Source organism: Frigoribacterium sp. PhB160 (genome assembly GCF_003751785.1).
In the GTDB taxonomy this organism is placed as follows: domain Bacteria; phylum Actinomycetota; class Actinomycetes; order Actinomycetales; family Microbacteriaceae; genus Frigoribacterium.
Genome location: NZ_RKIE01000001.1, coordinates 574,293 through 599,789, shown reverse-complemented (window position 1 = coordinate 599,789; position 25,497 = coordinate 574,293). Strand labels below are relative to the sequence as shown.

Genomic DNA, 25,497 nt, shown 5'->3' with positions numbered 1-25,497 from the left:
GCCGTGGGTCGCGACGAGGAGTCCTTCGTTGTCGACGCCGCGCCGCACGCCGTCGTCACGGGGTGCAGCTCGGGCATCGGCCGCGCGGTCGCCGAGCTGCTGCTCGCCGAGGGGTGGCGCGTCACCGGGCTGAGCCGCCGCGAGGTGGCGCTCGGCGGCGAGGCGGGCACGGGCGGGGGCTCGTTCTCGTGGCTCGGCTGCGACCTCGCCGAGCCGGAGGGCGTCGCGGCCGCGGTCGCCGACGTCGGACCGGTCGACGCGATCGTGCACGCGGCCGGGTTCCAGGTCGCGGCCCGCCTCGGCGACCTCGACCCGGCGGCGCTCGCGGGCATGTTCGCCGTGCACGTCGGGTCGGCGGCGGCGCTCGTCGACGCGCTCGTCGGGCGGCTGGCCGACGGCGGCCGCATCGTCCTGATCGGCAGCCGCACCGCGGAGGGAGCCGCCGGCAAGAGCCAGTACGCGGCGACGAAGGCCGCGCTCGTCGCGCTCGCCCGCAGCTGGGCGCAAGAGCTCGCCCCGCGCGGCGTGACGGCGAACGTCGTGGCGCCGGGGCCCACCGACACGCCCATGCTGCGCGACCCGGCCCGCGCCTCCTCGGCTCCGGTCGTGCCGCCGCTCGGGGCCCTCGTCGACCCGGCCGACGTCGCGGCGCTCGTCGCGTTCGTGCTCGGGCCGCACGGTCGCAGCATCACGGGGCAGGCGCTCGTCGTGTGCGGCGGGGCGTCGCTGTAGGACGCCCGCCGTCGCTGTTGCACTGCGCATTGCGCGCAACACGCACGAGCGGTTGCGCGGATCGCGCGACATGTGTCAGTGTCGACGGACCCACGACCGTCAAGGGAGACACGCGTGAGCACCAGCCAGACCGGCCGCCCCACCACCGACCCGTCCTCGAAGACCGACGCCGACGCCTCCTCGAGGCCCGTCCGGTCGAGCGAGGTGCGCGACCCGTACGCCCTCCGCCCCGGCGACGCCGCGCGGGCGCCGGGCACGTTCCTCCAGCGGTTCCGCTACCTCGGGCCGGGGCTCATCCTCTCGGCCGCCGTCGTCGGCTCGGGCGAGCTGATCACGACGACCGCCCTCGGCTCGAAGGCCGGCTTCGTGCTGCTCTGGCTCGTCATCGTCAGCACGGGCGTCAAGGTCTGGGTGCAGATGGAGCTCGCCCAGTGGGCGATCCTGCACGGCAAGACGGCGCTGCAGGGCTTCAGCGAGGTCGGGCCGCGCACCGGTCGCGGCGGGTGGATCAACTTCCTCTGGATCTTGATGGACTTCGCCAAGGTGCTCCAGCGCGGCGGCATCATCGGCGGCGCCGTCGCGTGCCTGTCGATCATGTTCCCCGTCGCGGGCGAGCCGCTCAGCACGCCGTCGCTCTGGTTCTGGACGATCGTCGTGCTCGTGGCCGCCGTCACGCTCATGCTCTCGGGCCGCTACAGCATGGTCGAGCGCGCCTCCCTCGTCTCGGTGGTGCTGTTCACGGTCATCACCGTGGCGCTCGCCGTCGGCCTGCCGCTGACGCCGTTCGGCTACGACGGCGGCGACCTCGCCACCGGGCTCACCTTCGCCCTGCCCGCCGGCGCCATCGGCTTCGCCATCGCGATGTTCGGCATCACCGGCGTCGGCGCCGACGAGATGACGACCTACACCTACTGGTGCCTCGAGAAGGGCTACGCCCGCTGGACCGGTCCCGACGACGGCACCGAGGAACGCGCCCGCCGGGCCGAGGGCTGGATCAAGGTGATGCGCCTCGACGTGCTCGTCTCCTGGGTGATCTGCACCCTCTGCACGCTCTCGTTCTACGTCATCGGGGCCGCCGTGCTGAACCCGCAGGGCCTCGTGCCCGAGGGCAACCAGATGATCGTGACGCTCTCGCGCATGTACTCCGACACGCTCGGCACGGCCGGGTACTGGGTCTTCCTGGTCGGCGCGTTCTTCGTGCTCTTCTCGACGCTCGTCGCGTCGACGGCCTCGGTGCCGCGGCTGTGGTCGAACACGCTCGCGATCCTGGGCTTCTACCGGTGGGAGGACGTGGCCACGCGCCTCCGCGTCATCCGCGTGCTGACCGTCGTGATGCCGATCATCTGGGCGGCGAGCTTCCTCGTGATCAAGTCGCCGGTGCTCATGGTGCAGATCGGCGGCGTCGCGGGCGGGGTGTTCCTGCTCGCCGTGGTGATCGCCGTGTGGAAGCTGCGCCGGTCGGTGCCGCGACGGTTCCGCCGGTCGGCGTTCTGGACGATCGCCCTCACCTTCAGCAGCGTCGCCGTCACGGCGGTCGGCGTGTACTCGGTGCTCACGGTCGTCGGCGTGGAGTTCTCGTGAGCGGGGTCGAGGTCGCGCGGGCGGCGCCGGGGCCCGCCGACGCGGCCGACCGCCCCCGGGTGCTCGTCTCGACGCCGAGCTTCGGCCAGCAGTCGCCGAGACCGTGGGAGGCGCTGGTCGCCGCAGGTCTGGAAGCCTGCCTCCCCGAGGGGACGCACCCGCTCTCGGGGCCGGACCTCGGCGCCGAGCTCCGCCGCACGGGCGCGGTCGCCGTCGTCGTGGGGCTCGACGCGGTCGACGCCTCGGTGTTCGCCGCCGCCCCCGCGCTGCGGGTCGTCGCCAAGCACGGGGTCGGGGTCGACAACGTCGATCTCGACGCCGCCCGGGCCGCCGGGGTCGTCGTCGTCAACGCGCCCGGGAGCAACTCGGGCGCCGTCGCCGACCTCGCGCTCGGGGCGATGCTCGCGCTCGCCCGGCAGCTGGTGCCGGCCCACGCGTCGATGACGGCGGGGCGGTGGGAGCGGTTCCCGGGCGTGGAGCTGACGGGCCGGACGCTCGGCCTCGTGGGCTTCGGACGGATCGGGCAGGCGGTCGCGCGCCGCGCCTCCGGGTTCGACATGGACGTCGTCGCCTACGACCCCTTCGTGCCGGCCGAGGTGTCGGACGCCGCAGGCGTGCGCCGTGCCGGCCTCGACGAGGTCGTCACCGGGTCGGACTTCGTCAGCCTGCACCTGCCCGGCACGCCGGGCGAGCCGCCGCTCGTCGACGCCCGGCTCGTCGAGGCCATGCGCCCCGGCGCCTTCTTCGTCAACGCTGCCCGCGGCGGGCTCGTCGACGAGGAGGCGCTGGTCGCCGCCCTGCGCTCCGGGCGCCTCGCCGGCGCCGCCCTCGACGCCTTCGAGCACGAGCCCCTCGGGGCGGACGACCCGCTGGTCGGGGCGCCGAACGTGCTGCTCACGCCGCACATCGGCGCGTTCACCGACGTGGCGAACGCCGCCATGGGGGTCACCGTCGCGGAGGACGTCGCGCGCGTGCTGCGCGGCGAGGAGCCGGTGCACCGCGTGGCCTGAGGGGCCGGTGCCGCGGGGCGTCGGGCCGGGCGTCGCGTCGGGCGTCGCGTCGGGCGTCGGGCCGGGCGCCACGTCGCGTGGGCGGCCGGGCGTGGGCGCTGCGGGCGGTTTGGTGGCAGCGTGGCAGGGTGAACGACTCCGGAACGCCCGCCACCCGCACCGCCCCCTCCCCCGCGACCGACCTGCCGCCGACGACGGGCCAGCCGCCGCTGCCGGGCGGACGGGACCTCATGGGACCGGTCGAGAACCTCCAGCGCATCATGTGGACCGGCACGATCTGGTTCGTCGGCGGCGTCGTCGCCGTCGCCCTGGCGTTCTCGGCGGTGCTGCTCTCGGGCTGGCGGCCCGACGTGCTGTCGACCCCGGGCGAGGTCGTCTTCTGGGCCGGCGGGGTCGTCGTCGCGGTCAGCCTCGGCCTCATCGGATGGTCGGGCTGCCCCATCCTCGAGGTCAGCGTGCCCGTGGCCGACCGCAACAAGTCGCGGACGATGCAGCTCGGGACGTTCTCGTTCCTCGTCGGGTCGGCGCTCGTGATGTTCTCCGTGCTGCTCGGGCCCGGCGCGTAGGGCCCACGTCCTAGGCCCTGCCCAGGCCCAGACACGAGCCCGGGGCGGAGGGCCCGCCGCGAGGGGCCGGGGCACGCCCCTCACGGCGCCGTCGGCACCGCGACCCCACCCGTGCCCGGCTCGCTGAGCCGCGGCAGGGCCGCGACGAGCTCCTGCGTGTACGGGTGCCGCGGCCGCTCGAACACGTCCGCCGCCGACCCGCGCTCGACGACGACCCCGTCCTTCATCACGAGGACGTCGTCGCTCACGTGGTAGATCACCCCGAGGTCGTGCGAGATGAAGAGGTAGCTGAGGCCGAGGTCGCGCTGCAGGTCGGCGAGCAGGTCGAGCACCTGCGCCTGAACCGACACGTCGAGCGCCGACACGGCCTCGTCGAGCACGACCAGCACGGGGTCGGGAGCGAGCGCCCGCGCGATCGAGACGCGCTGACGCTGCCCGCCCGACAGCTGCAGCGGGAACCGGGTGAGCGCCTCCCGCGGCAGGCCGACCTGGTCGACGAGCTCCCGCACGCGCGCCCGACGAGCCTCGGCCCGCGACGCGCCGGCCGCCCCCGACGCACCACCAGCACCTGCACCGGCACCCGCACCCGCGCCGACCCCCGCCGGCAGCGCGTCGAGCAGGATCCGCTCGACGTTCCACCGCGGGTCGAACGAGCTCAGCGGGTCCTGCTGAACCACGGTGACCAGGTGCCGTCGCGCCCGCCGCTGCGTCTCGGGCAGCCCCGACCACGCCTCGCCGAGCAGGCGCACCTCGCCCTCGTCGGCCGTCTCGAGCGCGAGCGCGATGCGCGCCGTGGTGCTCTTGCCCGAGCCCGACTCCCCCACGATGCCGAGCGTCCGCCCTCGGCCGAGCGTGAACGACACCCCGTCGACGGCCGTGCGCGACGACCCCCGCCCGGTCCGGAACCTCTTCACGAGCCCCGACGCCTCCAGCACCGGAGGCGCGGTGTCCGCCGCCGCGACCGCCGCGTCCCGCAGCCACCCGGGCCCCGCGACCCGGGGCACGGGCACGTCGAGGGGGTCGCGTCCGTCGGGCCCCGCGGTCGGGGCCGCACCGGACGGCGAGGCGACGGGCGTGGCCGATCCGACCCGCGCCTCCGGACGTCCCCCGCCCGTCGGCGACGCGGCCGAGCGCAGCGTGAGCCGCGTGCCGCGCGTGTGCTCGCCCGGGACGGCCGCGAGCAGGCTCTTCGTGTAGTCGTGCTGCGGGTCGCGGAGGACGTCGGCGGTGCGGCCCTCCTCGACGACGTGGCCGCCGCGCATGACGAGCACGCGGTCGGCGAGCCGCGCGACCACCGAGAGGTCGTGGCTGATCAGCAGCACCGAGACCCCGCGCGACTTCTGCTGCTCGAGCAGGTCGAGCACCTGCGCCTGCACGGTGACGTCGAGGGCGGTGGTCGGCTCGTCGGCGATGACGACCTCGGGGTCGAGGGCGACGGCGGAGGCGATGAGGGCGCGCTGGCGGAGCCCGCCCGACAGCTGGTCGGGCCGCTGGCCTGCGCGCAGCTCCGGCTCGGGGACGCCGACAGAGGCGAGCAGCTCGACGGCCCGAGCGCGACGGGCGCGGCGACCGCGGACCCCGTGGAGGCGCAGGGCCTCCTCGATCTCGTGGCCGACCGGGCGGAGGGGGTCGAGCGACACGAGCGCGTCCTGCAGGACGAACCCGATGCGCGCCCCGCGGATGCGCCGCCACTCCCGCGCGGTCAGGTCGGCGACGTCGCGCCCGTCGAAGCGGAGGCGCGTGGCCTCGACCTCGGACGCTCCCCCGGTGAGGCCGACCAGGGTCCGGGCCGTGACGCTCTTGCCCGACCCCGACTCGCCGACGATCGCGACGCACTCGCCGGCGTGGAGGTCGAACGACACGTCGTGGACGACGTGGCGCCGCTCGGCGCCGTGGCGGAACGAGACGTTCAGGTCGCGGACGCTGAGGCGCGGGGTCGGGGCGGGTGCGGCGGGGGCGTCGGCGGCGGTCGCGGCGGGGGCCTCGCGGGCGGCGGGCGCGTCGCGGGGCGCCGGTGCGTCGGCCGCCCCCGGGCCGGGCGGCGTGCTCGCGACGGTGTCGTGGCGGGTCATCGTTCGCCCCTCTCGAGGGAGTCCTGCAGGGCCTTGCCCAGCGTGGTCGTGGTGAGGGCGAGCGCCGCGATGACGAGCCCGGGGATCACGGTCAGCCACCAGCCGTGCGTGACGTAGGTGCGGCCGGCCTCGAGGAGGGCGCCCCACTCCGACGAGGGAGGAGCGACCCCGAGCCCGAGGAACGACAGGCTCGACGCCCACACGATCGACTGGCCGATCGACAGCGCGACGACCGCGACGAGCGGTCGCACCGCGTTCGGCACGACGTGCCGCGCCAGGACGCTGCGACGGGGGTGGCCGAGCGCCACGGCGGCCTCGACGTAGCCCGACCGGCGCACCGAGAGCACCTGGCCCCGGATCATGCGGGCGTAGCCGGGCGCCGTCCCGATGCCGACGGCGATCATCGACGACACGGCCGACGGTCCGATGACGGCGACGAGCAGCAGCGCGAGCAGCAGCGTCGGGAAGGCGAGCAGCACCTCGATCAGGCGGTCGACGGCACCGGCGAGCCACCGCGGCGCGAGGGCGGCGAGCGACCCGAGCACGAGGGCCGTCGTCATGCTGACCAGGGTCGCGCCGAAGCCGATGGCGAGCGAGTCGCGGGTGCCCCAGACGACGCGGGCGAAGAGGTCGCGGCCGGCCTCGTCGGTGCCGAACCAGTGCGCGAGCCCCGGGGCCTGCAGGGCGGCCGTCAGGTCGAGCGCGAGGGGGTCGCGCGGGCTCAGGGCGGCCGGCCAGACGAGCGCGACCGCGAAGAAGAGGGCCGCGGCGGAGGCCGCGACGACTCCCCACCGGGTCGGGCGGCGGCGGCCGGCGGGCGGGGTGGTGCGCGGACTCAGGAACCGTCGTCGCGGGCCGCCCGGCGACGGCGTGCCGGGGCCGCCCGCGACGGTTCCTCCTGAGTTCTCGCCCACCGCCGGGTCGAGCACGGTCGACGGGGCGGCCGAGCGGACGGCGGCGGTCTCGGGGCCGGCGGTCTCGGGGCCGGCGGCCGCGGCGCGGCCGGCGGCGGCGCTGGTGGCACGGGCGGGCACGGTGGGGCTCATGACGTCTTCGCTCTCGGGTCGAGGATCACGTGGACGGCGTCGACGACGAGGTTCGCGACGACGTAGAGGGCGGCGATGAGCACGACGACGCCGGTGACGATCGGCAGGTCCTGCGAGTTCACCGCGGTGACGAGCACGCGGCCGATGCCGGCGCGGCTGAAGACCGACTCGACGACGACGGCGCCCGAGATGGTCGCCCCGAGCGCCCAGCCCGACAGCGTGACGGCCGGCAGGGCCGAGTGCCGCAGCACGTGGCGCAGCCGCACGCCGAGGTCGCTCTGCCCGCGCAGCCGCGCGGTGACGACGAACGGCTGCTGCAGCGCGGTCTCGAACTCGGTGCGCGTGGCCTGCCCCATGAACCCGGCCAGCGGGATCGCCAGGGTCAGCGCTGGCAGCAGCAGCCCCGACGGGCTCGTGCCGCTGATGACCGGGACGAGGCCGAGCCGCAGGGCGAAGACGAGCAGCAGCACGATGCCGAGCCAGTAGTGCGGGAGTCCGGCGACGGTCGTGTCGACCGCGGCGCCGAGGGCGCTGAGGCGCGGCCCGCGGCCGGCCGTCAGCGTGACCCAGGCGATCATGATCACCCATGCGAGCGCGATGGCCGCGAGGGTCAGCGTGAGCGTCGAGCCCACCTGCTCGCCGATGACGTCGGTCACCGGCCGGAACTGCTGGTACGACGACCCGAGGTCGCCCCGCAGCAGTCCCGTGAGGTACCGCCAGTACTGCACGACGACCGGGTCGGCGAGGCCGTACTGGGCGTTGATCGCGGCTAGCTCCTCCGGCGTGCGCTCGATCGGCTGCCCCGCCCGGATGTTGAAGATGACCGTGGCACGGTCGCCGGGCAGCGCCACCTGCGCGAGGAACGCCACCGTCGCGGCGCCCCACAGCACCACGGCGGCGCCGGCGAGGCGGCGCACGACGCGCCGCGCGAGCCGGGGCCACGAGGAGGCGCGGTCCGGGACCGCAGGCCCGCCCGCGCCTCCGGACGGGGTGGGCAGCGACAGCTGCCGCGGGTCAGTCGACGAAGCGAGCGTCATGGAACACCGGTCCTCCCTGGGAACGTTCCTGGCGGACGCCCACGAGGCGGGGCGACACGGCGAGGGTGCTGATGCGGTCGTAGAGCCCGATGGAGAGGGCGTGGTCGGCGATGTACACCTGGGCCTGCTCGTAGAGCGCGTCCTGGGCGGCGGCGTCGGCGGTCGAGTTGGCCTGCTCGATGATCGACTGCAGCTCCGGGTCGTCCCAGAACGCCGAGTTGTTGAAGTTCGGGTCGTCGTCGGTGCCGACGCGCCAGTTCACGTAGAGGATGCCCGCGGTGACGCTCGTCCAGTAGCCGGCGGCGATGTCGCGCTCCTCGGGCTGCGAGTAGGCGCCGCCGAAGAAGCCGCTCGGCGGCACCGGCACGAGGTCGAGCTCGAAGCCGGCCGCCTTCACCTGCTGCTGGATCCCCTGCAGGATGGAGGCGCCGTCCGCCGTGACGATCGTGCCCGAGTTGTAGGGCAGGACGACGCTGAGGCGCTCGCCGTCCTTCGTGCGGTAGCCGTCGTCGTCGACCGTCGACCAGCCCGCCTCGTCGAGCAGGCGCTCGGCCCGGGGCAGGTCGTGCGTGTAGGTCGCGGCGGCCCCCTCGCTGTAGCCGGGGGTCGCGCGGCTGACGCCGCCGTTGCCCTCGTAGGGGATGACGCCCTGGCCGATGGTCTCGACGAGGGGCTCTCGGTCGACGGCGTAGGCGAAGGCCTTGCGCACGCGCTCGTCGGCGAAGGGGCCCTGAGCGGTGTTGAAGGCGAGCTGCTGCGGACGGCCCGGGGTGACGTACAGCTGCTCGTCGTAGCCCTCGGCGCCGAGGTCGGCCCACTCGACGGCGGGGACGTCGTAGACGGCGTCGACCTCGCCGGCCCGGAGGCTGGCGACGCGCGTCGTCGGGTCGCTGACGAAGCGCCAGTCGATCGCGTCGACGTGCGCCGGGCCCTGGTTGGGGTCGTTCGCCGCGGGCGACGCGTAGTCGTCGTTGCGGGTCAGGTGGATGCTCTCGCCGCGGTCCCACCGGCCGACGACGAACGCCCCCGAGCCGATCGGCGCCTCGCAGTTCTCCTGCGGCGTGCGGGTCTCGAGCGCGTGCTGCGACTGGATGCCGAAGTAGCCCTGCGCCACCGTCTCCGCGAAGCGCGGGTAGGGGCGCGAGAGGTGGACGGCGACGGTCGTGTCGTCGACCGCCTCGGCGCTCTCGAAGTAGCCGGCGAGCCAGACCTGGGCCGTGCTGTTGCCGCCGTCGAGCCAGTACCCGAAGTTGTAGGCGACGGCCTCGGCGTCGACGGGCGTGCCGTCGGTGAACTCGACGCCGGGCTCGAGGCCGAAGGTCCAGGTGAGGCCGTCGTCGGACGCGCTCCAGGACTGCGCGAGCCAGGGGACGACCGTGCCGTCGTCGTCGAGCGAGACGAGGTTGTCGAGCACCTGCGTCGACAGGTAGGCCTGCTCGATCCAGCCGCCGAAGACGCAGGCGGGCTCCTGCTGGTGGGCGTAGACGATCGTGCCGCCGTCGACGGGCCGGGCGTCGGGGCCGGGGGCGTCGGCCTGGCGGACGCCGATCCCCGTGCCCGCTCCGGTCCCGCCGGCTCCGCCGGAGCAGCCCGCGATGCCTGCCGCGGCGACGAGGGCGACGGCCACGAGGGCCGTCACGCGGGGGTGTCGGGTGGTCATGAGGGTCTCCTCGTCGGTCGGTTGCCAGGACTCTAAGGAGCGCCCGGGCCCGCCGTCACGCGCGTCACGTCACATGAAGTGAGGGTGTGTCACGCGGGGTAGCGCGGCGTCATGTCGTTGCGCGGGCGGGGTGCGCGGGGGTACGCGCGGGCGGGGTGCGGGGTGCGGGTGCGGGTGCGGGTGCGGGTGCGGGTGCGGGTGCGGGTGCTGGGTGCTGGGTGCGGGTGCGGTGTGCGCGGTGCCCTGTGCGGCGTGCCCTGTGCGCGACTCAGGAGCTTTCGTCGTCGCCGACCCCGCTGATCGGGCCGCCGGCGCGTCGCCGGGCGTTCGTGCCTGACTTCGCGACGAGATCGAGGCGGACGACGGCTCCGCCGGGCGACGCCCGCTCCGCCGCGCAGCGCACGAGACCGCGACGCCGCGCGTCGACGACTCAGGAACAAGGTCGCCCGCACCCCCGGGGACAGGAGGGACGGCTCGCGCCGCGCAGTCCTTCCTGAGTTCGCGACGGGATCGGGGCGGAACTCGATGCCGCCCGGCGACGCCCGCCCCGCCGCGCAGCGCTCGAGAGCGCGACGTCCCGCGTCGACGACTCAGGAAACAGCGTCGCCCGCATCTGCCGGGGCGGGGCGGGTGGCTCGCGCCGCACAGTCTTTCCTGAGTTCGCGATGGGATCGGGGCGGACGACCGCGGCGGCCCCACGCTCGCGTGGACGAGTCAGGTGGACGTGACCACCCGTACGCGGGCGTGGGGTCGCGACGGAGGCCGCGGCCGGGAACTCCTGAGTTCGCCACGGGGTCCGGCCCCGCAGCGGCCGACGGCCGACGGCCGACGGCCCGGTCTACCCGCCTTCTGGGGCGCGGCCGGGGCCCGTCGCCCCTCGGCGCCCCTCCGAACCCCAGCACGTCCCGCGATCGACCCGACCCGACCCGCCGTCCCGTCGACCACCGGCCCGCCTCACCGAGCGCGCCGACGCGGGCAGCACCGGACAGGAGCCACCATGACGAGCACCACGACCACCACGACCACCACCCTCCCCCGCGCCACCCGCGCGACCCCCGGGGCCGCCGGCCCGCACCACCCCGCCCCGCCGCACCACCCCGCGCACCACCACCCCGCACGCCACCACCCCACGCGCCCCGCCGAGCTCCCCTTCCGCCGCGACTCCGACGGCGGCGACGACCTCGGCAGCGCGGCCGCCCGGCTGCAGGAGCTCTACGCAGGCCGCGCCTTCTCCGCCCGCCGCGCCGCCGAGGAGACGTTCGAGTTCCGCTACGCCTCCGCCGGGGACGCCCGTCTGAGCCTCCGCACCGCGACCTTCCTCGGGCACCTGCAGGGCGACGTCCCCTGGTCGAAGGACTACGTCGTCTCCTGGCTGCGCAGCGGCTCGCTGACGATCGACCACCATGGCGGGCAGGTGACGAGCCTCGGCGGCCAGCCGTTCCTCCTCCCCTCCGAGACGTCGTTCTCGTTCTTCATGACCCCCCACCGCAACAACATGGTGCACGCCGACGCCGCGTTCCTCGAGGACGTCGCGACCGAGCGCCACGGCGGACCGGCGCAGCGCATCGCGTTCGACCACACGGCCACGCCCACCACGCCCGCGCTGCTCGCCTGGCGCACGGTCGTCAGCCGGGCCACGCCCGTCGTCGTCGACCCTGCCACCCCGCCGCTCCGCCGCCACGCCGCGCAGGCCGACCTCGTCCGCGCGATGCTCGACCTCGTGCCGTGGACCGCGGTCGACGTCCCCGCGACGCTCCGCACCCCGCGCACCGCGCGCCTCCGGACCGCCGCCGAGTTCGTCCAGACCCACGCCGACCGGCCCCTGACCCCCGCCGACATCGCGCGGGCCGCGGGCATGCACACCCGCACGCTGCAGCAGGCGATGACCGACCACCTCGGAGCCAGCCCGATGACCTACCTCCGCCAGGTGCGGCTCGAGCGGGTGAACCGCGAGCTGCTCGCCGCTTCCCCCGGCGAGTCGCTGGTCTCCGACGTCGCCCGCCGTTGGGGCTTCGGCAACCTCGGTCGCTTCTCGGCCGCCTACGTCGCCCGCTTCGGCGAGCACCCCCGCGACACGCTCGCCCGCTGAGGGCGCACGACCCGCCCGGGCCGGACCCGCCCCGCTACCGCCGAGCCGGCCAGTGGACCGGCACGGACAACCGCTGCTGCTCCCCCGCCCGCAGCCCCGCGGCCGCACCGCCGTCGACGAGCTCGAGCAGGCGCCCGACCGCGACGCGTCCGAGCTCCTCGCCGTCGACGTCGATGGCCGGCACGCCCTCGAGCCCGAGCGAGTCGACGACCATGCGCTCCGAGCTGACGACCACCGACGAGGAGGCGCGCGACCGACCCAGCGCGAACATCAGCCCCAGCCCGATCGCGGTCGCGTACGGCACGACGGCGGTCGCGCCCGAGGCGAGCACCTCGTCGGCGACCCCCACCCCCGCGGCGAAGGTCGAGGGCCACGGCCCGAGCACGGTGAGCTCGGCCCGGCCCGCCGCGGCCGCGACGACCGCGGCCGTGCGCTGCTCGTTCTGCCACGAGCCGTCGGGCCCGCCGACGTAGGCGATGCGCTCGTGGCCGTCGTCGACGAGGCGACCGACGAGCGAGCCGAAGGCCGAGGCGGTGTCGGCGACGACCGAGGGCAGCCCGGCGACCTCGCGGTCGACGAGCACCGTCGGCTTGTGGCCCGCCGCCGCGGCCACCACGGAGTCGGGTCCGCGCGGCGCCACGACGAGGAACCCGTCGACCTGCGCCGACAGCCGCTCGAAGGCGACGAGCTCGCCCGCGCTCGACAGCGGGTGCACGGCGACCGTCAGCTGCACGTCCGCCTCGCCCGCGCGGGCCTGCGCCCCGGCGATGACCGGCGTGAAGAACGAGTTGTCCAGGGTCGGGACGACGAGGGCGACGAGCCCGCTGCGACCGCGGGCCAGCTGGCGCGCGGCGCGGTTGGCGACGAAGCCGAGCTGCTCGGCCGCGGCCAGCACGCGGGCCGCCGTGTCGGGCAGCACCATCTCGGGCCGGTTCAGGGCGCGCGAGGCGGTGGCCTTCGAGACGCCCGCGAGGACCGCGACGTCGGCCAATGTCGACATGCGTCCCCCTCGTCGTCGTGACGGGTCGAGCCTAGGGCACCCGTGGAACCGGTCTCATCCCCGCCCCGCACGGGTTTTACGTGTTCGTAACACGATCGGTCCCGGCGGCCGCGCGCCGTCCCCTACGGTGGATGAGACCGGTTGCACAACCGGTTCCACGGCCTCGTGCCGACCGCACGAAGATCTCGTGCCCCGACCGCCACCGGAAGGCTCGTCGTGACCTCCAGAAGACCGGCCCTGCTGCTGTTGCTGCCGGGCCTCGCGTTCCTGCTCTGCGGGTTCCTCGTGCCGTCCCTCGCGATGCTGTTCGCACCTCCCGGGGTCACCGCGGTCGACGTCGTCGCCCGCCTCGGCCAGATGCTCAGCGACCCCTACGACCTGCGGATCATCGGCCGCACCGTGGGGCTCGGCCTCATCGTCACGGTCGTCTGCGTCGTGCTCGGCTTCCCGATCGCGTACCTCCTCGCCCGATCGACCTCGCGCTGGGCGAGCGTTCTGCTCGCGCTGGCGATCTTCCCGCTGCTGCTCAGCAACGTCGTCCGCACCTTCGGGTGGCTCGTCGTGCTCGGCTCGCAGGGCGCCGTCGGCCAGGCGCTCGTCGGCCTCGGGCTCGTCGACCGCGCGCCGCAGCTGCTCTACACCGAGCTCGCGATCGTGCTGGGCCTGACGCAGCTCTTCCTGCCGCTCGCGATCATCTCCTGCTACTCGGCCGTGGCCCAGGTCGACGCCGGTCTCGACGACGCCGCCCGCGGCCTCGGGGCGAGCCGGGCCCGCACCTTCTGGGGCATCGTCGTGCCGCTCTCGAGCCCCGGCATCGTCGTCGCCGCCACCCTCGTCTTCGCGGGGTCGGTCACGGCGTACACGACGCCCTACCTGCTCGGCGGGTCGAGCCAGCGGATGCTGGCGACCCAGCTGTTCTCGTACTCGAGCGTCACGATCGACTGGGCGGGCGCCTCCGCGACGGCCCTGGTCATGACGGTGCTCGTGTTCGTCGTCTCGGGGCTCTCGGCCCTCGTCGCCCGCAGGGGAGCCACCCGATGAGCACCATGCCGAAGACCCGCCGCCCGGTCGCGAGCACCCTCGCGGTGCTCGGCTACGTGGTGATGATCGTGCCGATCCTGTTCGTCGTCGCGACGGCGTTCACCGGCGGCCGTACCCTCACCTTCCCGCCGCAGGGCTTCTCGCTGCGGTGGTTCGAGCGGGCCGTCACGTACGAGCCGTTCACCGGGGCGCTCGTGTCGAGCCTCCAGCTCGCCCTGCTCGCGACGCTGCTCGCACTGGCGGTGGGCATCCCGGTCACGCTGGCGATCCACCGCGGGCGCCTCCCCGGCCGCTCGATCGTCGAGGGGCTCTTCCTCTCGCCGCTGATCGTGCCCGAGCTCGTCGTCGGCCTCGCGCTCTACCAGCAGCTGATGATCGGCTTCGGGCTCTCGAACTTCCCGACGCTGCTGATCGGCCACACCGCGCTGATGATGCCGTACGCGGTCAGGGTGACCGGCGCCTCCCTGGCCCTCGCCGACCCGGCCCTCGAGGAGGCCGCCCGCGGCCTCGGCGCGAGCCCCGTGCGGGCGTTCTTCACCGTGACGCTGCCGATGCTGCGCCCGGGCATCTTCTCGGCGGCGCTGCTCAGCTTCGTCACCTCGTTCAACAACGTGCCGCTGTCGCTGCTGCTGCAGGACCGCGACTTCCGCACCCTGCCGGTCACGATGCTCGACTACGTCCAGCAGAGCTACGACCCCATGGTCGCCGCCATGGCGACGCTCATCCTCGCGGCCACCGTCGTCGTCGCCGTCATCGCCGAACGCACCGTCGGCTTCGCCAAGATCTTCGGAGGCATCAACAAGTGAGCACCCCGACCCCCGCCACCCCCTCGCCCTCGACCGGCGCCGCGAGCACCACCCCCGCCGCCGAGCTGCGCGGCGTCAGCCAGGTCTTCGGCGACTTCACCGCCGTGGACGACGTCGACCTCGCGATCCAGCCCGGCAAGCTGACGACCCTGCTCGGCCCCTCGGGCTGCGGCAAGACGACGACCCTCCGCATGCTGGCGGGCTACTCGGCGCCGACGCGCGGCACGATCCTCATCGGCGGCGACGACATGACGCGCACCCCGCCCGAGAAGCGCGGGCTCGGCATGGTCTTCCAGTCGTACGCGCTCTTCCCGCACCTGTCTGTCGCCGAGAACGTCGCCTACGGCCTGAAGCTGCGCCGCGTCCCCGCCGCCGAGCGCGAGGCCCGGGTCGGCGAGACGCTCGACCTCGTCGGCCTCGGCCACCTCGCGGCGAGCAAGCCGAAGAAGCTCTCCGGCGGCCAGCAGCAGCGCGTCGCGCTGGCCCGCGCCATCGCGATCCGACCGACGCTGCTGCTGCTCGACGAGCCGCTCTCGAACCTCGACGCGCGCCTCCGGGTGCAGATGCGGGCCGAGATCCGCCGCATCCAGGGCGAGACCGGCCTCACGGTCGTGCTCGTCACCCACGACCAGGACGAGGCGCTCGAGATGAGCGACGACATGGTGCTCATGCGCGCCGGCCGCGTGATGCAGCAGGGCTCGCCGCAGCAGGTCTTCCCGGCGCCGGCGAACCGCTTCGTCGCCGACTTCCTCGGCTACGAGAACTTCGTCGGGCTCACCGCCGGCGGCACCGTCACCGTGCGGCCCGAGCACCTCGCGGTCGAGCCCGCGACCGTCCCCCGAGGAGGCGCGGACCAGACCGCAGGAGGCCTCCAGCTCACCGGCACGGTCACCGACGTCGCCTACCGCGGCGTCGACCTGCTCGTCACGGTCGTCGCCGTCGACGAGACGGGCGCCCGCGTGCGGCTCGTCTCGGACGTCCGCGCGACCGGCACGTCGCCGCTGTCGCCCGGGGACGACGTCGTCGTCACCGCCCCGGCCGGGCGGCTCGTGCGCCTGCCCGACTGAACCGACCCGTCGACCGGCGGCGGTGTCGGCGCACCGCGCCGCGCCTCCTCGTCTCGTCCCCTGCCCTGACCCGCCCTGCTCCGCCCGCTCTGCTCCGCCCGCTCTGAGAGGACACCTCATGTCGCCCACCACCCGCCCCCGCCGCCTGGCCGTCGCGGCCGGCCTCGCCGTCGGCGCCGTCGTGCTCGCCGGCTGCTCGTCGAGCAGCTCCGGCGAGCCCGACGCCGACACCATCGTCGTCAGCACCTTCCCGTTCGGCGTCGAGGAGTTCCAGGAGGCGGTGGTCGACCCGTTCACCGAGGCCACCGGCATCCAGGTCGAGGTCGAGACCGGCTCGAACGCCGACCGCCTGTCGAAGCTGCAGCTCGCCGACGGCGACCCCGGCATCGACGTCATGCTCATCAGCGACTACTACGCCGCCCTCGGCCAGGAGGACGAGCTCTTCCAGCAGGTCGACGCCTCCGCCGTGCCGACGCTGTCGGAGATCTCCGACTTCGCGACCGAGGAGGAGTACGTCGGGCCCGCCTACAGCTACCAGCTCAACGGGACCCTCTACTCGACCGACGAGCTCAGCGCCGAGGAGGCGGCCGACTGGTCGCTCTACGGCGACACGGCCTACGAGGGCCGCGTCGCGCTGCCCGACATCTCGGTCACCGCCGGCCAGCTCATGGTCTCGGGCGTGGCCGCGGAGGTCGGCGACGGACCCTACGACATCGACGCCGCGCTCGACCAGCTCGGCGAGTGGGCGCCCAACGTGCTGCAGTTCTACAGCTCGTCGACCGAGGTCACGAACCTGCTGACCCAGGGCGAGATCGTCGCGGCCGACGCCCTCAGCGGCTTCGCGACCGACCTCGTCGACTCGGGCGAGGCCGTCGCGTGGACCCCGCCGGCGACCGGCAAGTACATGGCGACCAACCGCGCGATGATCCCGACCGGGGCCGAGAACGTCGACGGTGCGTCGCAGTTCATCGACTACCTGCTCGGCGTCGAGGCGCAGTCGTCGTCGGCCGAGATCGTCGGCGACCTGCCCGTCAACCCGGGCGCGACCGTGCCGTCGACCATCACCGCCGTCGTGGGCGACATCGCCGCCGACCCGGTCGCCGCCGGCTACGAGACGCTCGACCCGACGGAGCTCGTGCCCACCCGCGCCGACTGGGTCGACCGCTTCGCGCGTGAGGTGACGTCGCGCTGATGGCCGTGACGTCGCCCCCGTCGTCGCCCGGCGCGCTGCCGGGCGCCCTGCCCGGCGCGTACCTCGACCGCATGCCGAAGGTCGACCTGCACTGCCACCTGATCGGCACCGTGCGGGCCTCGACCTTCGCCGAGCTCGCCCGGCGCGAGGGCCTCGCGCTGCCGGCCGAGCCCGAGCGGGTCTTCGCCGACATCAACTCGCTGCCGCCCGACCCGGCGCTCTACCGCGACACGCGCATCCCCGTGCCGCAGGGGCCGAGCGAGGGCGAGCCCGACGTGTCGTACTCGCTGTTCCAGGCGTCGGAGTGGGTCGTCGAGGTGCTCCGCGACGCCGACGACCTCACCCGCATCACCTACGAGGCGTTCGAGGACGCGCACCGGAGCGGCACCCGCCACCTCGAGCTGTTCTTCGACGCGGTGCCGCCGCACCTCGCCTCGCTCGGCTACGCCGGGTCGGTCGAGGCCTACGCCGAGGGCATCCGGCTCGCGGAACGCGACTTCGGCATGACCGGCCGCATGATCCAGGGCATCGACCGCAGCCGGTCGGGCGAGCACGCCCTCGCGCTCGTGCAGCAGGTCGTCGACGCGCCGAACGAGTACGTCGCCGGCATCGGCCTCGACAACCTCGAGACCAAGGGACCGCCCGAGCGCTTCGTCGACGCCTACCGCCTCGCGGGGGCGGCCGGGCTCGGCCGCACGGCGCACTCGTCGGAGCACGCGCCCACCGCCGTCAACACGATCACCTGCCTCGACCAGCTCGGCTGCGACCGCATCGACCACGGGTACTACGTGCTCGAGGACGACGACGTCGTGGCGCGGATGCGCGACGAGCAGGTCGCCTTCACCGTCGTGTCGACCACGTCGCGACGGTCGTGGCGACCTTGGCGCCGCGCGTCGATCGCGGCGATGCTCGAGGCCGGGCTGAACGTCGTGCCGGCGTCGGACGACCCGGGCATGTTCCCGACGTCGCTGGCCGCCGAGTACCGCATCGTGTCGGAGCAGATCGGCGCCGACGCCGACCAGGTGCGGGCCATGGCCCGGGCCGGCGTCGAGGCGTCCTGGCTGCCCGCCGGCGAGAAGGCGGCGCTGCGTGCCCGCGTCGACGCCGAGCTGGCCGCGCTCGACGCGGAGTTCGGCGTGGCGCCGCGGGGTGCCGGGGTCGGGGTCGGGCTGTAGGCCCTGCCGCCCGCTCGACCTGACGAGACCCGGTGCCGCCCGCGTGGGCGGTGCCGGGTCTCGTCGCGTCGGGGGGCTGGCCGCACCCGTGCCCCTCGCAGGCAACTCAGGCACCTTCGTCGCCGGACGGCCCGCACCCCACCCGCGCCGTCCGTCGCCGACGGTTCCTCCTGACGAGCCGACGGCGCAGCCGTGCCGCCCCCGACGCCGCGCCCACCCGTCCCGTCAACAACTCAGGCGTCTTGGTCGCCGGACGGCCCGCACCCCACCGACGCCGTCGCCCGCCGACGGTTCCTCCTGACGAGTCGACGGCGCAGCCGTCCCGCCCCCACCGCCGCACCCACCCGTCCCGTCCCGCCCCGTCCCGTCCCGTCCCGTCCCGTCAACAACTCAGGCATCTTCGTCGCCGGACGGCCCGCACCCCACCCGCGCCGTCCGTCGCCGACGGTTCCTCCTGACCAGTCGACGGCGCAGCCGTACCGCCCCCACCGCCACACCCACCCGTCCCGTCCCGTCCCGTCAACAATTCAGGCGCCCTCGTCGCCGGACTACCCGCACCCCGCCAACGCCGTTCCCCGCCACCGCTTCCTCCTGACGAGCCGACGGCGCAGCCGTACCGCCCCCGCCTCACCCACCCGTCCCGTCAGCAACTCAGGCACCTTCGTCGCGAGACGACGTGCACCCCGAGCACGCCGCGCGTCGCCGACAGTTGCTCCTGACGAGTCGACGGCGCCGACCGAGACGTCGTCGCCGACGGGCCCGACGCCGTCGACGACTCAGGAGGGCGTGCGCGAGGCGCCCGCCGCGACCGGGCCCTGCGGCGGCGGACGACGGCGATCCCTGAGTCGTCGACGCAGCGACACGGCGACGCAGCGAGCGCCGCGGGCGCACACTGGGCGCATGACGAGCGGACGAGCACCCCGGCGGCGGAACGACTCGAGCGTGCTCTCGCTCTGGTCGACGGGCAGCGCGCTGTCGATCGCGTCGAAGGACTCGGTCCTCTCGATCGGCAGCGTCGGCTCGGCGCTCTCGATCGGGGCGATCGGGTCGTTCGGCTCCCTGCTCGCGATCGGCTCGGGCCTGTCGTTGCTGGCGGTGCTGTCGTGGCGCTCGCGCGCCGCCGTCCTCTCGTCGCGCTCCGCGCGCGCCGTCACCCGCGCGGGCCGCGGCCGCTGACCGGCACCTCGCGGTCAGGCCCGCACCCGGTGCACGACTCAGGGATCGCCGTCGCCCCGACCCCCGACTCCCCCGTGCCCGGTCCCGCATCGCCGACGGCTCCTGACTCGTCGACAGGGCCCACCCGCGTCGCCCCGTCGCCGCACCGACCCCCCGTCAGGGGGCTTTGCCACGCCGCCCCGGCTCGCCATGCTGGGGACGAGGACCCCACCACTCCTCAGGGAGAACGCATGACCATCGACATGGCCCCGGCCGACCAGACCGCCTTCGACCTCGCGGTCGTCGACCGGAAGCGCATCGTCGCGGCCACGGTCGAGACCCTCGAGCGCCTCGGCTACCGCCGGACGACCGTCGAGGAGGTGGCCCGCACCGCCGACATGTCGGTCGCCTGCGTGCACCGCCAGTTCCCCGACTGGAAGGGCCTGCTGCTCGCCGCCCTCGACCGGTGGAACCAGGACCGCTTCGAGCAGGTCGCCCGCGAGACCGCCGGGGGCGCGACCCTCGGCTTCCTCCGCGGGCTCGTCGCCCACAGCGCCGCGCACCAGGGCCTGTCGCGCACGCTGATGGCGCTCTCCGTCGAGGCGACCGAGCCCGGCGACATCGGCGCGCCGTACCTGCGTGAGCTCTACCTCGACTTCCACCGCATGGTGCAGCAGGGCCTCGCCTTCGACGTCACCGAGGGCGTGGTCCCCGAGGGCACCGACGTGCGCTCGCTCGCGACGACCGTCGTCGCGCTCTACGAGGGGCTCCAGCTGCAGACGATGCTGCGCCCGAGCTTCGACGCCGTCACGGCCTTCGACCACGCGATCGAGAGCCTCATCTCGGCCTGGTGACCCCCGGGCCGTCGTGCCCCGGGCCGACGACCCCGACCCGCGACTGGATCGCGACCGCCGCCGCCCCGCGGGCCCAGACGTCGAACGTCGACTCGCCCACGAGCACCCGCACCGGCGTGGCCGCGGGGTCCCGTCCGGAGGCGAGCGCGTCGTCGAACGCCGCGCGCGCCACGTCGACGAGGCCGATCCCCTCCCCGCCGAGAACGACGGCCTCGACCATCGCGAGGTCGGCGACGAGGCCGGCGAGCCGTCCGAGCGCCCGTCCCGCCTCGTCGACGACGGACCGGGCGGCGGGCTCGTCGGCGGCCGCGAGCGCGAGCACCTCGTCGTACGACACGACCCGCCCGAGCGCCTCCCCGACCCGGGCGACGACGCTGCCCGTCGACAGCAGCGCCGTCGAGCACCCGACGTGCCCCTCGGGGCAGGTCGGCCCGGCCGGGTCGAGCGGAACGTGCGCGCCGAGGCCGAGGCCGGTGTCGGCCGTCCGCACCTGCCGTCCGTGCACGACGAGGCCGTAGCCGACGCCCGCGCCCGTCGTGACGACGGCGAACCGGTCGAGCCCCCGCCCGAGCCCGAACCAGTGCTCGGCCTCGACGAGGGCGACGACGTCGTTCTCGACGACGACGGGCAGGCCGGTGGCCGCCGCGAGCAGCCCCCCGAGGTCGACGTCGCGCCACCCGAGGAACGGTGCCCGCACCGCCACCCGCGACCGCGCGACGAACCCGCCGACAGTCACCCCGAGAGCGTCCGGAGGCGCGGTGCCGACGACCGCCGCCAGTCGCCCCACGACCTCGACCACCGCGTCGACGACCTGCGACGGGTCGTGCCCCGGCAGGTCGACGGTCGCCTCCGCCAGCACGGCGGCACGGAGGTCGGTGGCGACCCCGAACGCCCGCTCGCCGGTGAGCTTGACGCCGACGTGCCACGCCGACCCGACCCGCACGTCGAGCGGCCGGACCGGGCGCCCGACCGCCCCGCCGACGTGGTCGTCGGTCTCGACGAGCCAGCCCGCGTCGAGCAGCGGCCGGCTCAGCCGGGTGAGGCTCGCCGCCGAGAGCCCGAGGCGCACCGCCAGCTCGGCGCGGGAGATCGGCCCGTGCACGAGCACCTCGCGGGCGAGCTCGCGACTCGGCGACGAGGGCCGGTCGACAGGGCTGTCGGCAGGGCGCTCGGCAGGGCGCTCGCCCAGACGCTCGTCGGTGGTCATCGCACCATCATGGAGCACCGGCCGGGTTGACACGCGACTTATTTGCACCGTAGAAATTACGACATGCAGCGACGCACCGACGACGAGACCTCGACCGCCCCGACGCCGACCACCCGGCCCGAGCTCCACCTGCGCGCGGGCGGCACGAGCGTCGTCGTCGACACGACGACCGAGGGCCTGCCGACCATCGTGTGGTGGGGCGCCGACCTCGGCCCGGTCGCCGACGAGGTGCTGCACGGCCTCGCCGTCGCGGCCCGTCCGCAGCGCGTCTCCGGCGGCCTCGACCACACGGCGCGCCCCAGCCTCCTGCCACAGGAGTCGCGGGGCTGGCAGGGCACCCCCGGCCTGACGGGCAGCCGCGGCGGGCTCGACGCGACCACGTCCTTCCGCACGACGCAGGTCGGCCTCGACCCGACCGCGGACGGCGCGGGTCGGACCCTCGTCGTGTCGGCCGTCGACGACGACGCCCGCCTCGCCCTCGAGGTCGTCGTGATCCTCGACGCGCACGGCCTCCTGCACCAGACCCTCACCCTGACCAACACCGAGCCGACCGGCACGAGCACCGGCACCGGCACCGAGCCGACGGGCACCGCCCCCGGCACCGCGACCCCCTACGAGATCGCCGAGCTCGCCGCCACGCTCCCCCTCCCCGCCACCGCGACCGAGGTCTTCGACACGACGGGCCGGCACCTCCGCGAGCGCGCCCCCCAGCGGCACGCGCTGACGACGGGTCGCTACGAGCGCGAGAGCCGCCGCGGGCGCCCCGGCGCCGACGCGACGCTGCTGCTCGCGGTCGGCACACCCGGCTTCGGCCACCAGCGCGGCAGCGGCGTCGTCCACGCCGTCCACCTCGCGTGGAGCGGCGACCACCGCCTCGGCGTCGAGCGCACCCCGAGCGGCATGAGCGTGCTCCGCGCGGCCGAGCGGCTCGCGCCCGGCGAGGTGCGCCTCGCGCCCGGCGAGAGCTGGTCGACGCCGACGGCCGTCGCGAGCTGGGGCGACGGCCTGACGCAGCTCTCGGCCCGCTTCCACGACCTGCTCCGCGCCCGGCCGCACCACCCGTCGACGCCCCGGCCAGTCACTCTCAACACGTGGGAGGCCGTCTACTTCGACCACGACCTCGACCGCCTCACCGCCCTCGCGGACGTCGGCGCGCGGGTCGGCGTCGAGCGGTTCGTGCTCGACGACGGCTGGTTCCACGGTCGCCGCGACGACACGACGTCGCTCGGCGACTGGACCGTCGACGAGACGGTCTGGCCCGACGGCCTCGGTCCGCTCGTCGAGCACGTCACCGGGCTCGGCCTCCAGTTCGGCCTCTGGGTCGAGCCCGAGATGATCAGCCCCGACAGCGACCTGGCCCGAGCGCACCCCGAGTGGATCCTGGGGCCCGGCCCGCGCCTCCCCGCGTCCGGTCGTCAGCAGCAGGTGCTCGACCTGTCCGACCCGGGCGCGTGGTCGCACGTGCTCGAGTCGCTCGACGCCCTCCTCGGCGCGTACGACATCGGCTACCTGAAGTGGGACCACAACCGCGACCTCGTCGAGGCGGTCAGTCCCCGCACGGGCCGACCCGCGGTGCACGAGAACGTGCTCGCCGTGTACCGGCTGTTCGACGAGCTGAAGCGGCGCCGGCCCGGTCTCGAGATCGAGAGCTGCGCCTCCGGCGGGGCGCGCGTCGACCTCGGCGTGCTCGACCACACCGACCGTGTCTGGACGAGCGACTGCATCGACCCGGTCGAGCGGCTGACGATCCAGGCGGGCACGAGCCTGCTGGTGCCGTACGAGCTGATGGGCGCGCACATGAGCGGCCCCCGCTCGCACTCGACCGGGCGTCGGCACGACCTGTCGCTGCGGGCGGGCGTGGCGCTGCCCGGGCACTTCGGCATCGAGTGGGACATCACCGCCCTCGACGACGCCGAGCTCGACGAGCTCGCCGCGTGGGTCTCCGCCCACGTCCGCGACCGCGCCATGCTGCACACCGGCCGCGCCGTGTTCGCCGACCTCGCCGACGAGTCGGCCGACGTTCGCGGCGTCGTCTCGGCCGACGGGGCGCGCGGCCTGTTCACGTACACGCAGGTCACGGCGAGCACGAGCTACCCGCCTCCCCGCGTCGTGCTGCCCGGCCTCGACGACGACCGGGCGTACCGCGTGCGGCTCGCCGAGCCGGTCGCCGAGCTCGCCGGCCCCGGCCAGTCGCCGCTCGAGTGGACCCTCGAGCCGCTCGTGCTCACGGGCCGCGCCCTCGCGACGGCGGGGCTGCAGGCACCGGTGCTCTTCCCCGAGTCGCTCGTGCTGATCGAGGTCGACGCCCTCGACGCGCTCGACGCACCCCGCTGACGCAGCCCGGCGCCGCGGCGGGCGGCACTGCCGACCGCGGGCGGCATTCCCGACCGCGGGCGGCATTCCCGACCGCGGGCCGCGCTCCCGACCGCGGACCGCGTCCGACCGCACCGGCCCTCCGCACCGCGTCCGTGCGAGGCTCGGACCGTGACCGACGACGCGACCCCCGCCCCCGAGACCGCCGGAGGCGCCCCCCGCCTCCCCGAGCCCGCCTGGTGGACCAGCGCGGTCGTCTACCAGATCTGGCCGCGCAGCTTCGCCGACTCGGACGGCGACGGCGTGGGCGACCTCGGGGGCATCAGGCAGCGCCTGGGCCACCTGCACGACCTCGGCGTCGACGTGATCTGGTTGTCGCCGATCTACCGCTCGCCGCAGGCCGACGCCGGCTACGACATCAGCGACTACGACGACATCGACCCGCTCTTCGGCACGCTCGACGACTTCGACGCGCTGCTCGCCGAGGTGCACGCGCTCGGAATGAAGCTCGTCATGGACCTCGTCGTCAACCACACGAGCGAGGAGCACCCGTGGTTCGTCGAGTCGCGCTCGTCCCTCGACTCGCCCCGGCGCGACTGGTACGTCTGGCGCGACGGCGGGGCCGACGGGTCGCTGCCGACCGAGTGGCGGAGCTTCTTCAGCGGCCCGGCCTGGGCCCTCGACGAGGCCACGGGCCAGTACTACCTGCACATGTTCGCGACGGCCCAGCCCGACCTGAACTGGGAGAACGCGGAGATGCGGGCCGAGGTCCACGCGATGATGAACCGCTGGCTCGACCGCGGCGTCGACGGGTTCCGCATGGACGTGATCAACTTCATCGCGAAGGACCCGGCGTCGCTCGAGCCGGGCTCGCCGCGCTTCGTCATGGGCGAGCGCATCCACGAGCACCTGCAGGAGATGCACCGCGAGGTCTTCGCGCACCGCCCCGACCGCGAGCTCATCACCGTCGGCGAGATGCCCGGCGTCTCCGTCGACGACGCCGTGCTCTTCACGGCCGCCGACCGCGGCGAGCTCGACATGGTCTTCCAGTTCGAGCACGTCGGGCTCGACAGCGGCCCCGACTCGAAGTTCGACAACCGGCCCGTCGAGCTCGTGCCGCTCAAGGCCTCGCTCGCCCGCTGGCAGGACGGCCTCGCCGAGCGCGGCTGGAACAGCCTCTACCTCGGCAACCACGACCAGCCCCGCTCCGTCTCGCGCTTCGGCGACGACGGCGAGCACCGGTACGAGGCCGCCACGCTGCTCGCGACCGTGCTGCACCTGCACCGCGGCACGCCGTACGTGTACCAGGGCGACGAGATCGGCATGACGAACGCCGGGTTCACCTCGATCGACCAGTACCGCGACATCGAGAGCCTCAACTGGCACGCCGAGCGCCTCGCGGCCGGCGACGACCCGGAGGCGCTGCTCGAGGCCCTGCGCACCCGCAGTCGCGACAACGCCCGCACCCCGGTGCCGTGGGCGGGGGGCGCGGGGGCGGGCTTCACCACCGGCACCCCGTGGATCGACGTCGCCGCCGGACGCCCGGAGCTGACGGTGGAGGCGGACCGCGCCTCCTCGGGCCGGTCGGTCTTCGAGCACTACCGCCGCCTCATCGCGCTGCGGCACGAGTCGCCCGTGGTCGCCCTCGGCGCCTTCGAGCTGCTCGCGCCCGACGACGACCGCCTCTGGGCGTTCACGCGGACGCTCGGCGACGAGGGCCTGCTCGTCCTCGCGAACGTGTCGGGCGAGCCGTACGAGCTCGACCCGGCGTTGCACCCCTCGCTGCGACGACGCATGTTGCCCGAGGTCGTCGTCACGAACGCGCCGGGCTCGACGGGCCTGACGCTCGGACCGTGGGAGGCGCGGGTCGTGCGCGCCTGACCGCGCGCCTCCC

General features: G+C 74.8%; 20 protein-coding genes. 14 read left to right on the top strand and 6 right to left on the bottom strand.

What is annotated here, in order from left to right:
- The first annotated feature begins 3 nt into the window (after window positions 1-3).
- The 4 genes from EDF38_RS02860 (at window position 4) to EDF38_RS02845 (ending at window position 3,889) form a co-directional block, all read left to right on the top strand.
- The gene (locus EDF38_RS02860) at window positions 4-732 is read left to right on the top strand and encodes an SDR family NAD(P)-dependent oxidoreductase (protein WP_123353868.1); all 729 of its coding nucleotides are present in this window, start codon (window positions 4-6) and stop codon (window positions 730-732) included.
- A 114-nt stretch (window positions 733-846) separates the two neighbouring features.
- Entirely contained in the window at window positions 847-2,313 is a 1,467-nt protein-coding gene (locus tag EDF38_RS02855) for an Nramp family divalent metal transporter (RefSeq protein ID WP_199734559.1), read from the top strand.
- Complete coding sequence (locus EDF38_RS02850) at window positions 2,310-3,323, top strand: phosphoglycerate dehydrogenase (protein WP_199734558.1); 1,014 nt, start codon at window positions 2,310-2,312, stop codon at window positions 3,321-3,323. The genes EDF38_RS02855 and EDF38_RS02850 overlap by 4 nt, the downstream gene beginning before the upstream one ends.
- Window positions 3,324-3,451: 128 nt before the next feature.
- Window positions 3,452-3,889 carry a hypothetical protein gene (locus tag EDF38_RS02845; protein ID WP_123353866.1) on the top strand — a complete coding sequence of 146 codons (438 nt, stop codon included), beginning with the start codon at window positions 3,452-3,454 and terminating at the stop codon, window positions 3,887-3,889.
- 80 nt (window positions 3,890-3,969) lie between these two features.
- Here EDF38_RS02845 and EDF38_RS02840 read toward each other — a convergent pair whose 3' ends face one another.
- Genes EDF38_RS02840 through EDF38_RS02825 form a run of 4 tightly spaced genes read right to left on the bottom strand, consistent with a single transcriptional unit; the run spans window position 3,970 to window position 9,704 of the window.
- On the bottom strand, window positions 3,970-5,961 hold the full coding sequence (locus EDF38_RS02840) for an ABC transporter ATP-binding protein (protein WP_123353864.1): 1,992 nt from the start codon (window positions 5,959-5,961) through the stop codon (window positions 3,970-3,972).
- Window positions 5,958-7,007: an ABC transporter permease gene (locus EDF38_RS02835; RefSeq protein ID WP_199734557.1), complete on the bottom strand. Its 1,050-nt coding sequence runs from the start codon at window positions 7,005-7,007 to the stop codon at window positions 5,958-5,960. The genes EDF38_RS02840 and EDF38_RS02835 overlap by 4 nt, the downstream gene beginning before the upstream one ends.
- Window positions 7,004-8,044 carry an ABC transporter permease gene (locus tag EDF38_RS02830; RefSeq protein ID WP_123353862.1) on the bottom strand — a complete coding sequence of 347 codons (1,041 nt, stop codon included), beginning with the start codon at window positions 8,042-8,044 and terminating at the stop codon, window positions 7,004-7,006. The genes EDF38_RS02835 and EDF38_RS02830 overlap by 4 nt, the downstream gene beginning before the upstream one ends.
- Window positions 8,022-9,704 carry an ABC transporter substrate-binding protein gene (locus EDF38_RS02825; protein ID WP_123353860.1) on the bottom strand — a complete coding sequence of 561 codons (1,683 nt, stop codon included), beginning with the start codon at window positions 9,702-9,704 and terminating at the stop codon, window positions 8,022-8,024. Before EDF38_RS02825 ends, EDF38_RS02830 begins: the two co-directional genes overlap by 23 nt.
- Before the next feature lie 997 nt (window positions 9,705-10,701).
- On the opposite strand from EDF38_RS02825, the gene EDF38_RS15815 reads away from it, so the two are divergent.
- Window positions 10,702-11,793 (top strand): helix-turn-helix domain-containing protein, encoded by a 1,092-nt coding sequence (locus tag EDF38_RS15815; RefSeq protein ID WP_158613308.1) that lies wholly within the window; start codon window positions 10,702-10,704, stop codon window positions 11,791-11,793.
- Between the two features lie 34 nt (window positions 11,794-11,827).
- Here EDF38_RS15815 and EDF38_RS02810 read toward each other — a convergent pair whose 3' ends face one another.
- On the bottom strand, window positions 11,828-12,793 hold the full coding sequence (locus tag EDF38_RS02810) for a LacI family DNA-binding transcriptional regulator (RefSeq protein WP_123353858.1): 966 nt from the start codon (window positions 12,791-12,793) through the stop codon (window positions 11,828-11,830).
- Window positions 12,794-13,009: 216 nt separating this feature from the next.
- On the opposite strand from EDF38_RS02810, the gene EDF38_RS02805 reads away from it, so the two are divergent.
- From EDF38_RS02805 to EDF38_RS02775, 7 genes are all read left to right on the top strand, one after another.
- Window positions 13,010-13,834, top strand: a complete 825-nt coding sequence (locus tag EDF38_RS02805) for an ABC transporter permease (RefSeq protein ID WP_233572160.1) — start codon at window positions 13,010-13,012, stop codon at window positions 13,832-13,834.
- Window positions 13,831-14,640 carry an ABC transporter permease gene (locus EDF38_RS02800; RefSeq protein WP_123353857.1) on the top strand — a complete coding sequence of 270 codons (810 nt, stop codon included), beginning with the start codon at window positions 13,831-13,833 and terminating at the stop codon, window positions 14,638-14,640. The genes EDF38_RS02805 and EDF38_RS02800 overlap by 4 nt, the downstream gene beginning before the upstream one ends.
- On the top strand, window positions 14,637-15,707 hold the full coding sequence (locus tag EDF38_RS02795; protein WP_123353856.1) for an ABC transporter ATP-binding protein: 1,071 nt from the start codon (window positions 14,637-14,639) through the stop codon (window positions 15,705-15,707). Before EDF38_RS02800 ends, EDF38_RS02795 begins: the two co-directional genes overlap by 4 nt.
- 118 nt (window positions 15,708-15,825) lie before the next feature.
- Window positions 15,826-16,899 carry an extracellular solute-binding protein gene (locus EDF38_RS02790; protein WP_123353855.1) on the top strand — a complete coding sequence of 358 codons (1,074 nt, stop codon included), beginning with the start codon at window positions 15,826-15,828 and terminating at the stop codon, window positions 16,897-16,899.
- A gap of 5 nt (window positions 16,900-16,904) precedes the next feature.
- Entirely contained in the window at window positions 16,905-18,074 is a 1,170-nt protein-coding gene (locus EDF38_RS02785; protein ID WP_233572159.1) for a hypothetical protein, read from the top strand.
- Between the two features lie 900 nt (window positions 18,075-18,974).
- Entirely contained in the window at window positions 18,975-19,250 is a 276-nt protein-coding gene (locus EDF38_RS02780) for a hypothetical protein (RefSeq protein ID WP_123353854.1), read from the top strand.
- Window positions 19,251-19,480: 230 nt separating this feature from the next.
- Window positions 19,481-20,083, top strand: coding sequence for a TetR/AcrR family transcriptional regulator (locus EDF38_RS02775; protein WP_123353853.1), 603 nt, complete (start codon window positions 19,481-19,483; stop codon window positions 20,081-20,083).
- Here the strand turns inward: EDF38_RS02775 and EDF38_RS02770 are convergent.
- Window positions 20,067-21,290, bottom strand: coding sequence for an ROK family transcriptional regulator (locus EDF38_RS02770; protein ID WP_123353852.1), 1,224 nt, complete (start codon window positions 21,288-21,290; stop codon window positions 20,067-20,069). The genes EDF38_RS02775 and EDF38_RS02770 overlap by 17 nt on opposite strands.
- Before the next feature lie 63 nt (window positions 21,291-21,353).
- Here EDF38_RS02770 and EDF38_RS02765 point away from each other — a divergent pair, with 63 nt between their 5' ends.
- On the top strand, window positions 21,354-23,624 hold the full coding sequence (locus EDF38_RS02765; protein ID WP_123353851.1) for an alpha-galactosidase: 2,271 nt from the start codon (window positions 21,354-21,356) through the stop codon (window positions 23,622-23,624).
- Window positions 23,625-23,774: 150 nt separating this feature from the next.
- Window positions 23,775-25,484 carry an alpha-glucosidase gene (locus tag EDF38_RS02760; RefSeq protein WP_123353850.1) on the top strand — a complete coding sequence of 570 codons (1,710 nt, stop codon included), beginning with the start codon at window positions 23,775-23,777 and terminating at the stop codon, window positions 25,482-25,484.
- Window positions 25,485-25,497: the final 13 nt, after the last annotated feature.

What these genes read in the sequence shown, in the direction of transcription:
- EDF38_RS02840 (WP_123353864.1), bottom strand. Translation starts at nt 5,961, where the DNA reads ATGACCCGCCACGACACCGTCGCGAGCACGCCGCCCGGCCCGGGGGCG.
- EDF38_RS02835 (WP_199734557.1), bottom strand. Translation starts at nt 7,007, where the DNA reads ATGAGCCCCACCGTGCCCGCCCGTGCCACCAGCGCCGCCGCCGGCCGC.
- EDF38_RS02830 (WP_123353862.1), bottom strand. Translation starts at nt 8,044, where the DNA reads ATGACGCTCGCTTCGTCGACTGACCCGCGGCAGCTGTCGCTGCCCACC.
- EDF38_RS02825 (WP_123353860.1), bottom strand. Translation starts at nt 9,704, where the DNA reads ATGACCACCCGACACCCCCGCGTGACGGCCCTCGTGGCCGTCGCCCTC.
- EDF38_RS15815 (WP_158613308.1), top strand. Translation starts at nt 10,702, where the DNA reads ATGACGAGCACCACGACCACCACGACCACCACCCTCCCCCGCGCCACC.
- EDF38_RS02810 (WP_123353858.1), bottom strand. Translation starts at nt 12,793, where the DNA reads ATGTCGACATTGGCCGACGTCGCGGTCCTCGCGGGCGTCTCGAAGGCC.
- EDF38_RS02800 (WP_123353857.1), top strand. Translation starts at nt 13,831, where the DNA reads ATGAGCACCATGCCGAAGACCCGCCGCCCGGTCGCGAGCACCCTCGCG.
- EDF38_RS02790 (WP_123353855.1), top strand. Translation starts at nt 15,826, where the DNA reads ATGTCGCCCACCACCCGCCCCCGCCGCCTGGCCGTCGCGGCCGGCCTC.
- EDF38_RS02780 (WP_123353854.1), top strand. Translation starts at nt 18,975, where the DNA reads ATGACGAGCGGACGAGCACCCCGGCGGCGGAACGACTCGAGCGTGCTC.
- EDF38_RS02775 (WP_123353853.1), top strand. Translation starts at nt 19,481, where the DNA reads ATGACCATCGACATGGCCCCGGCCGACCAGACCGCCTTCGACCTCGCG.
- EDF38_RS02770 (WP_123353852.1), bottom strand. Translation starts at nt 21,290, where the DNA reads ATGACCACCGACGAGCGTCTGGGCGAGCGCCCTGCCGAGCGCCCTGCC.
- EDF38_RS02765 (WP_123353851.1), top strand. Translation starts at nt 21,354, where the DNA reads ATGCAGCGACGCACCGACGACGAGACCTCGACCGCCCCGACGCCGACC.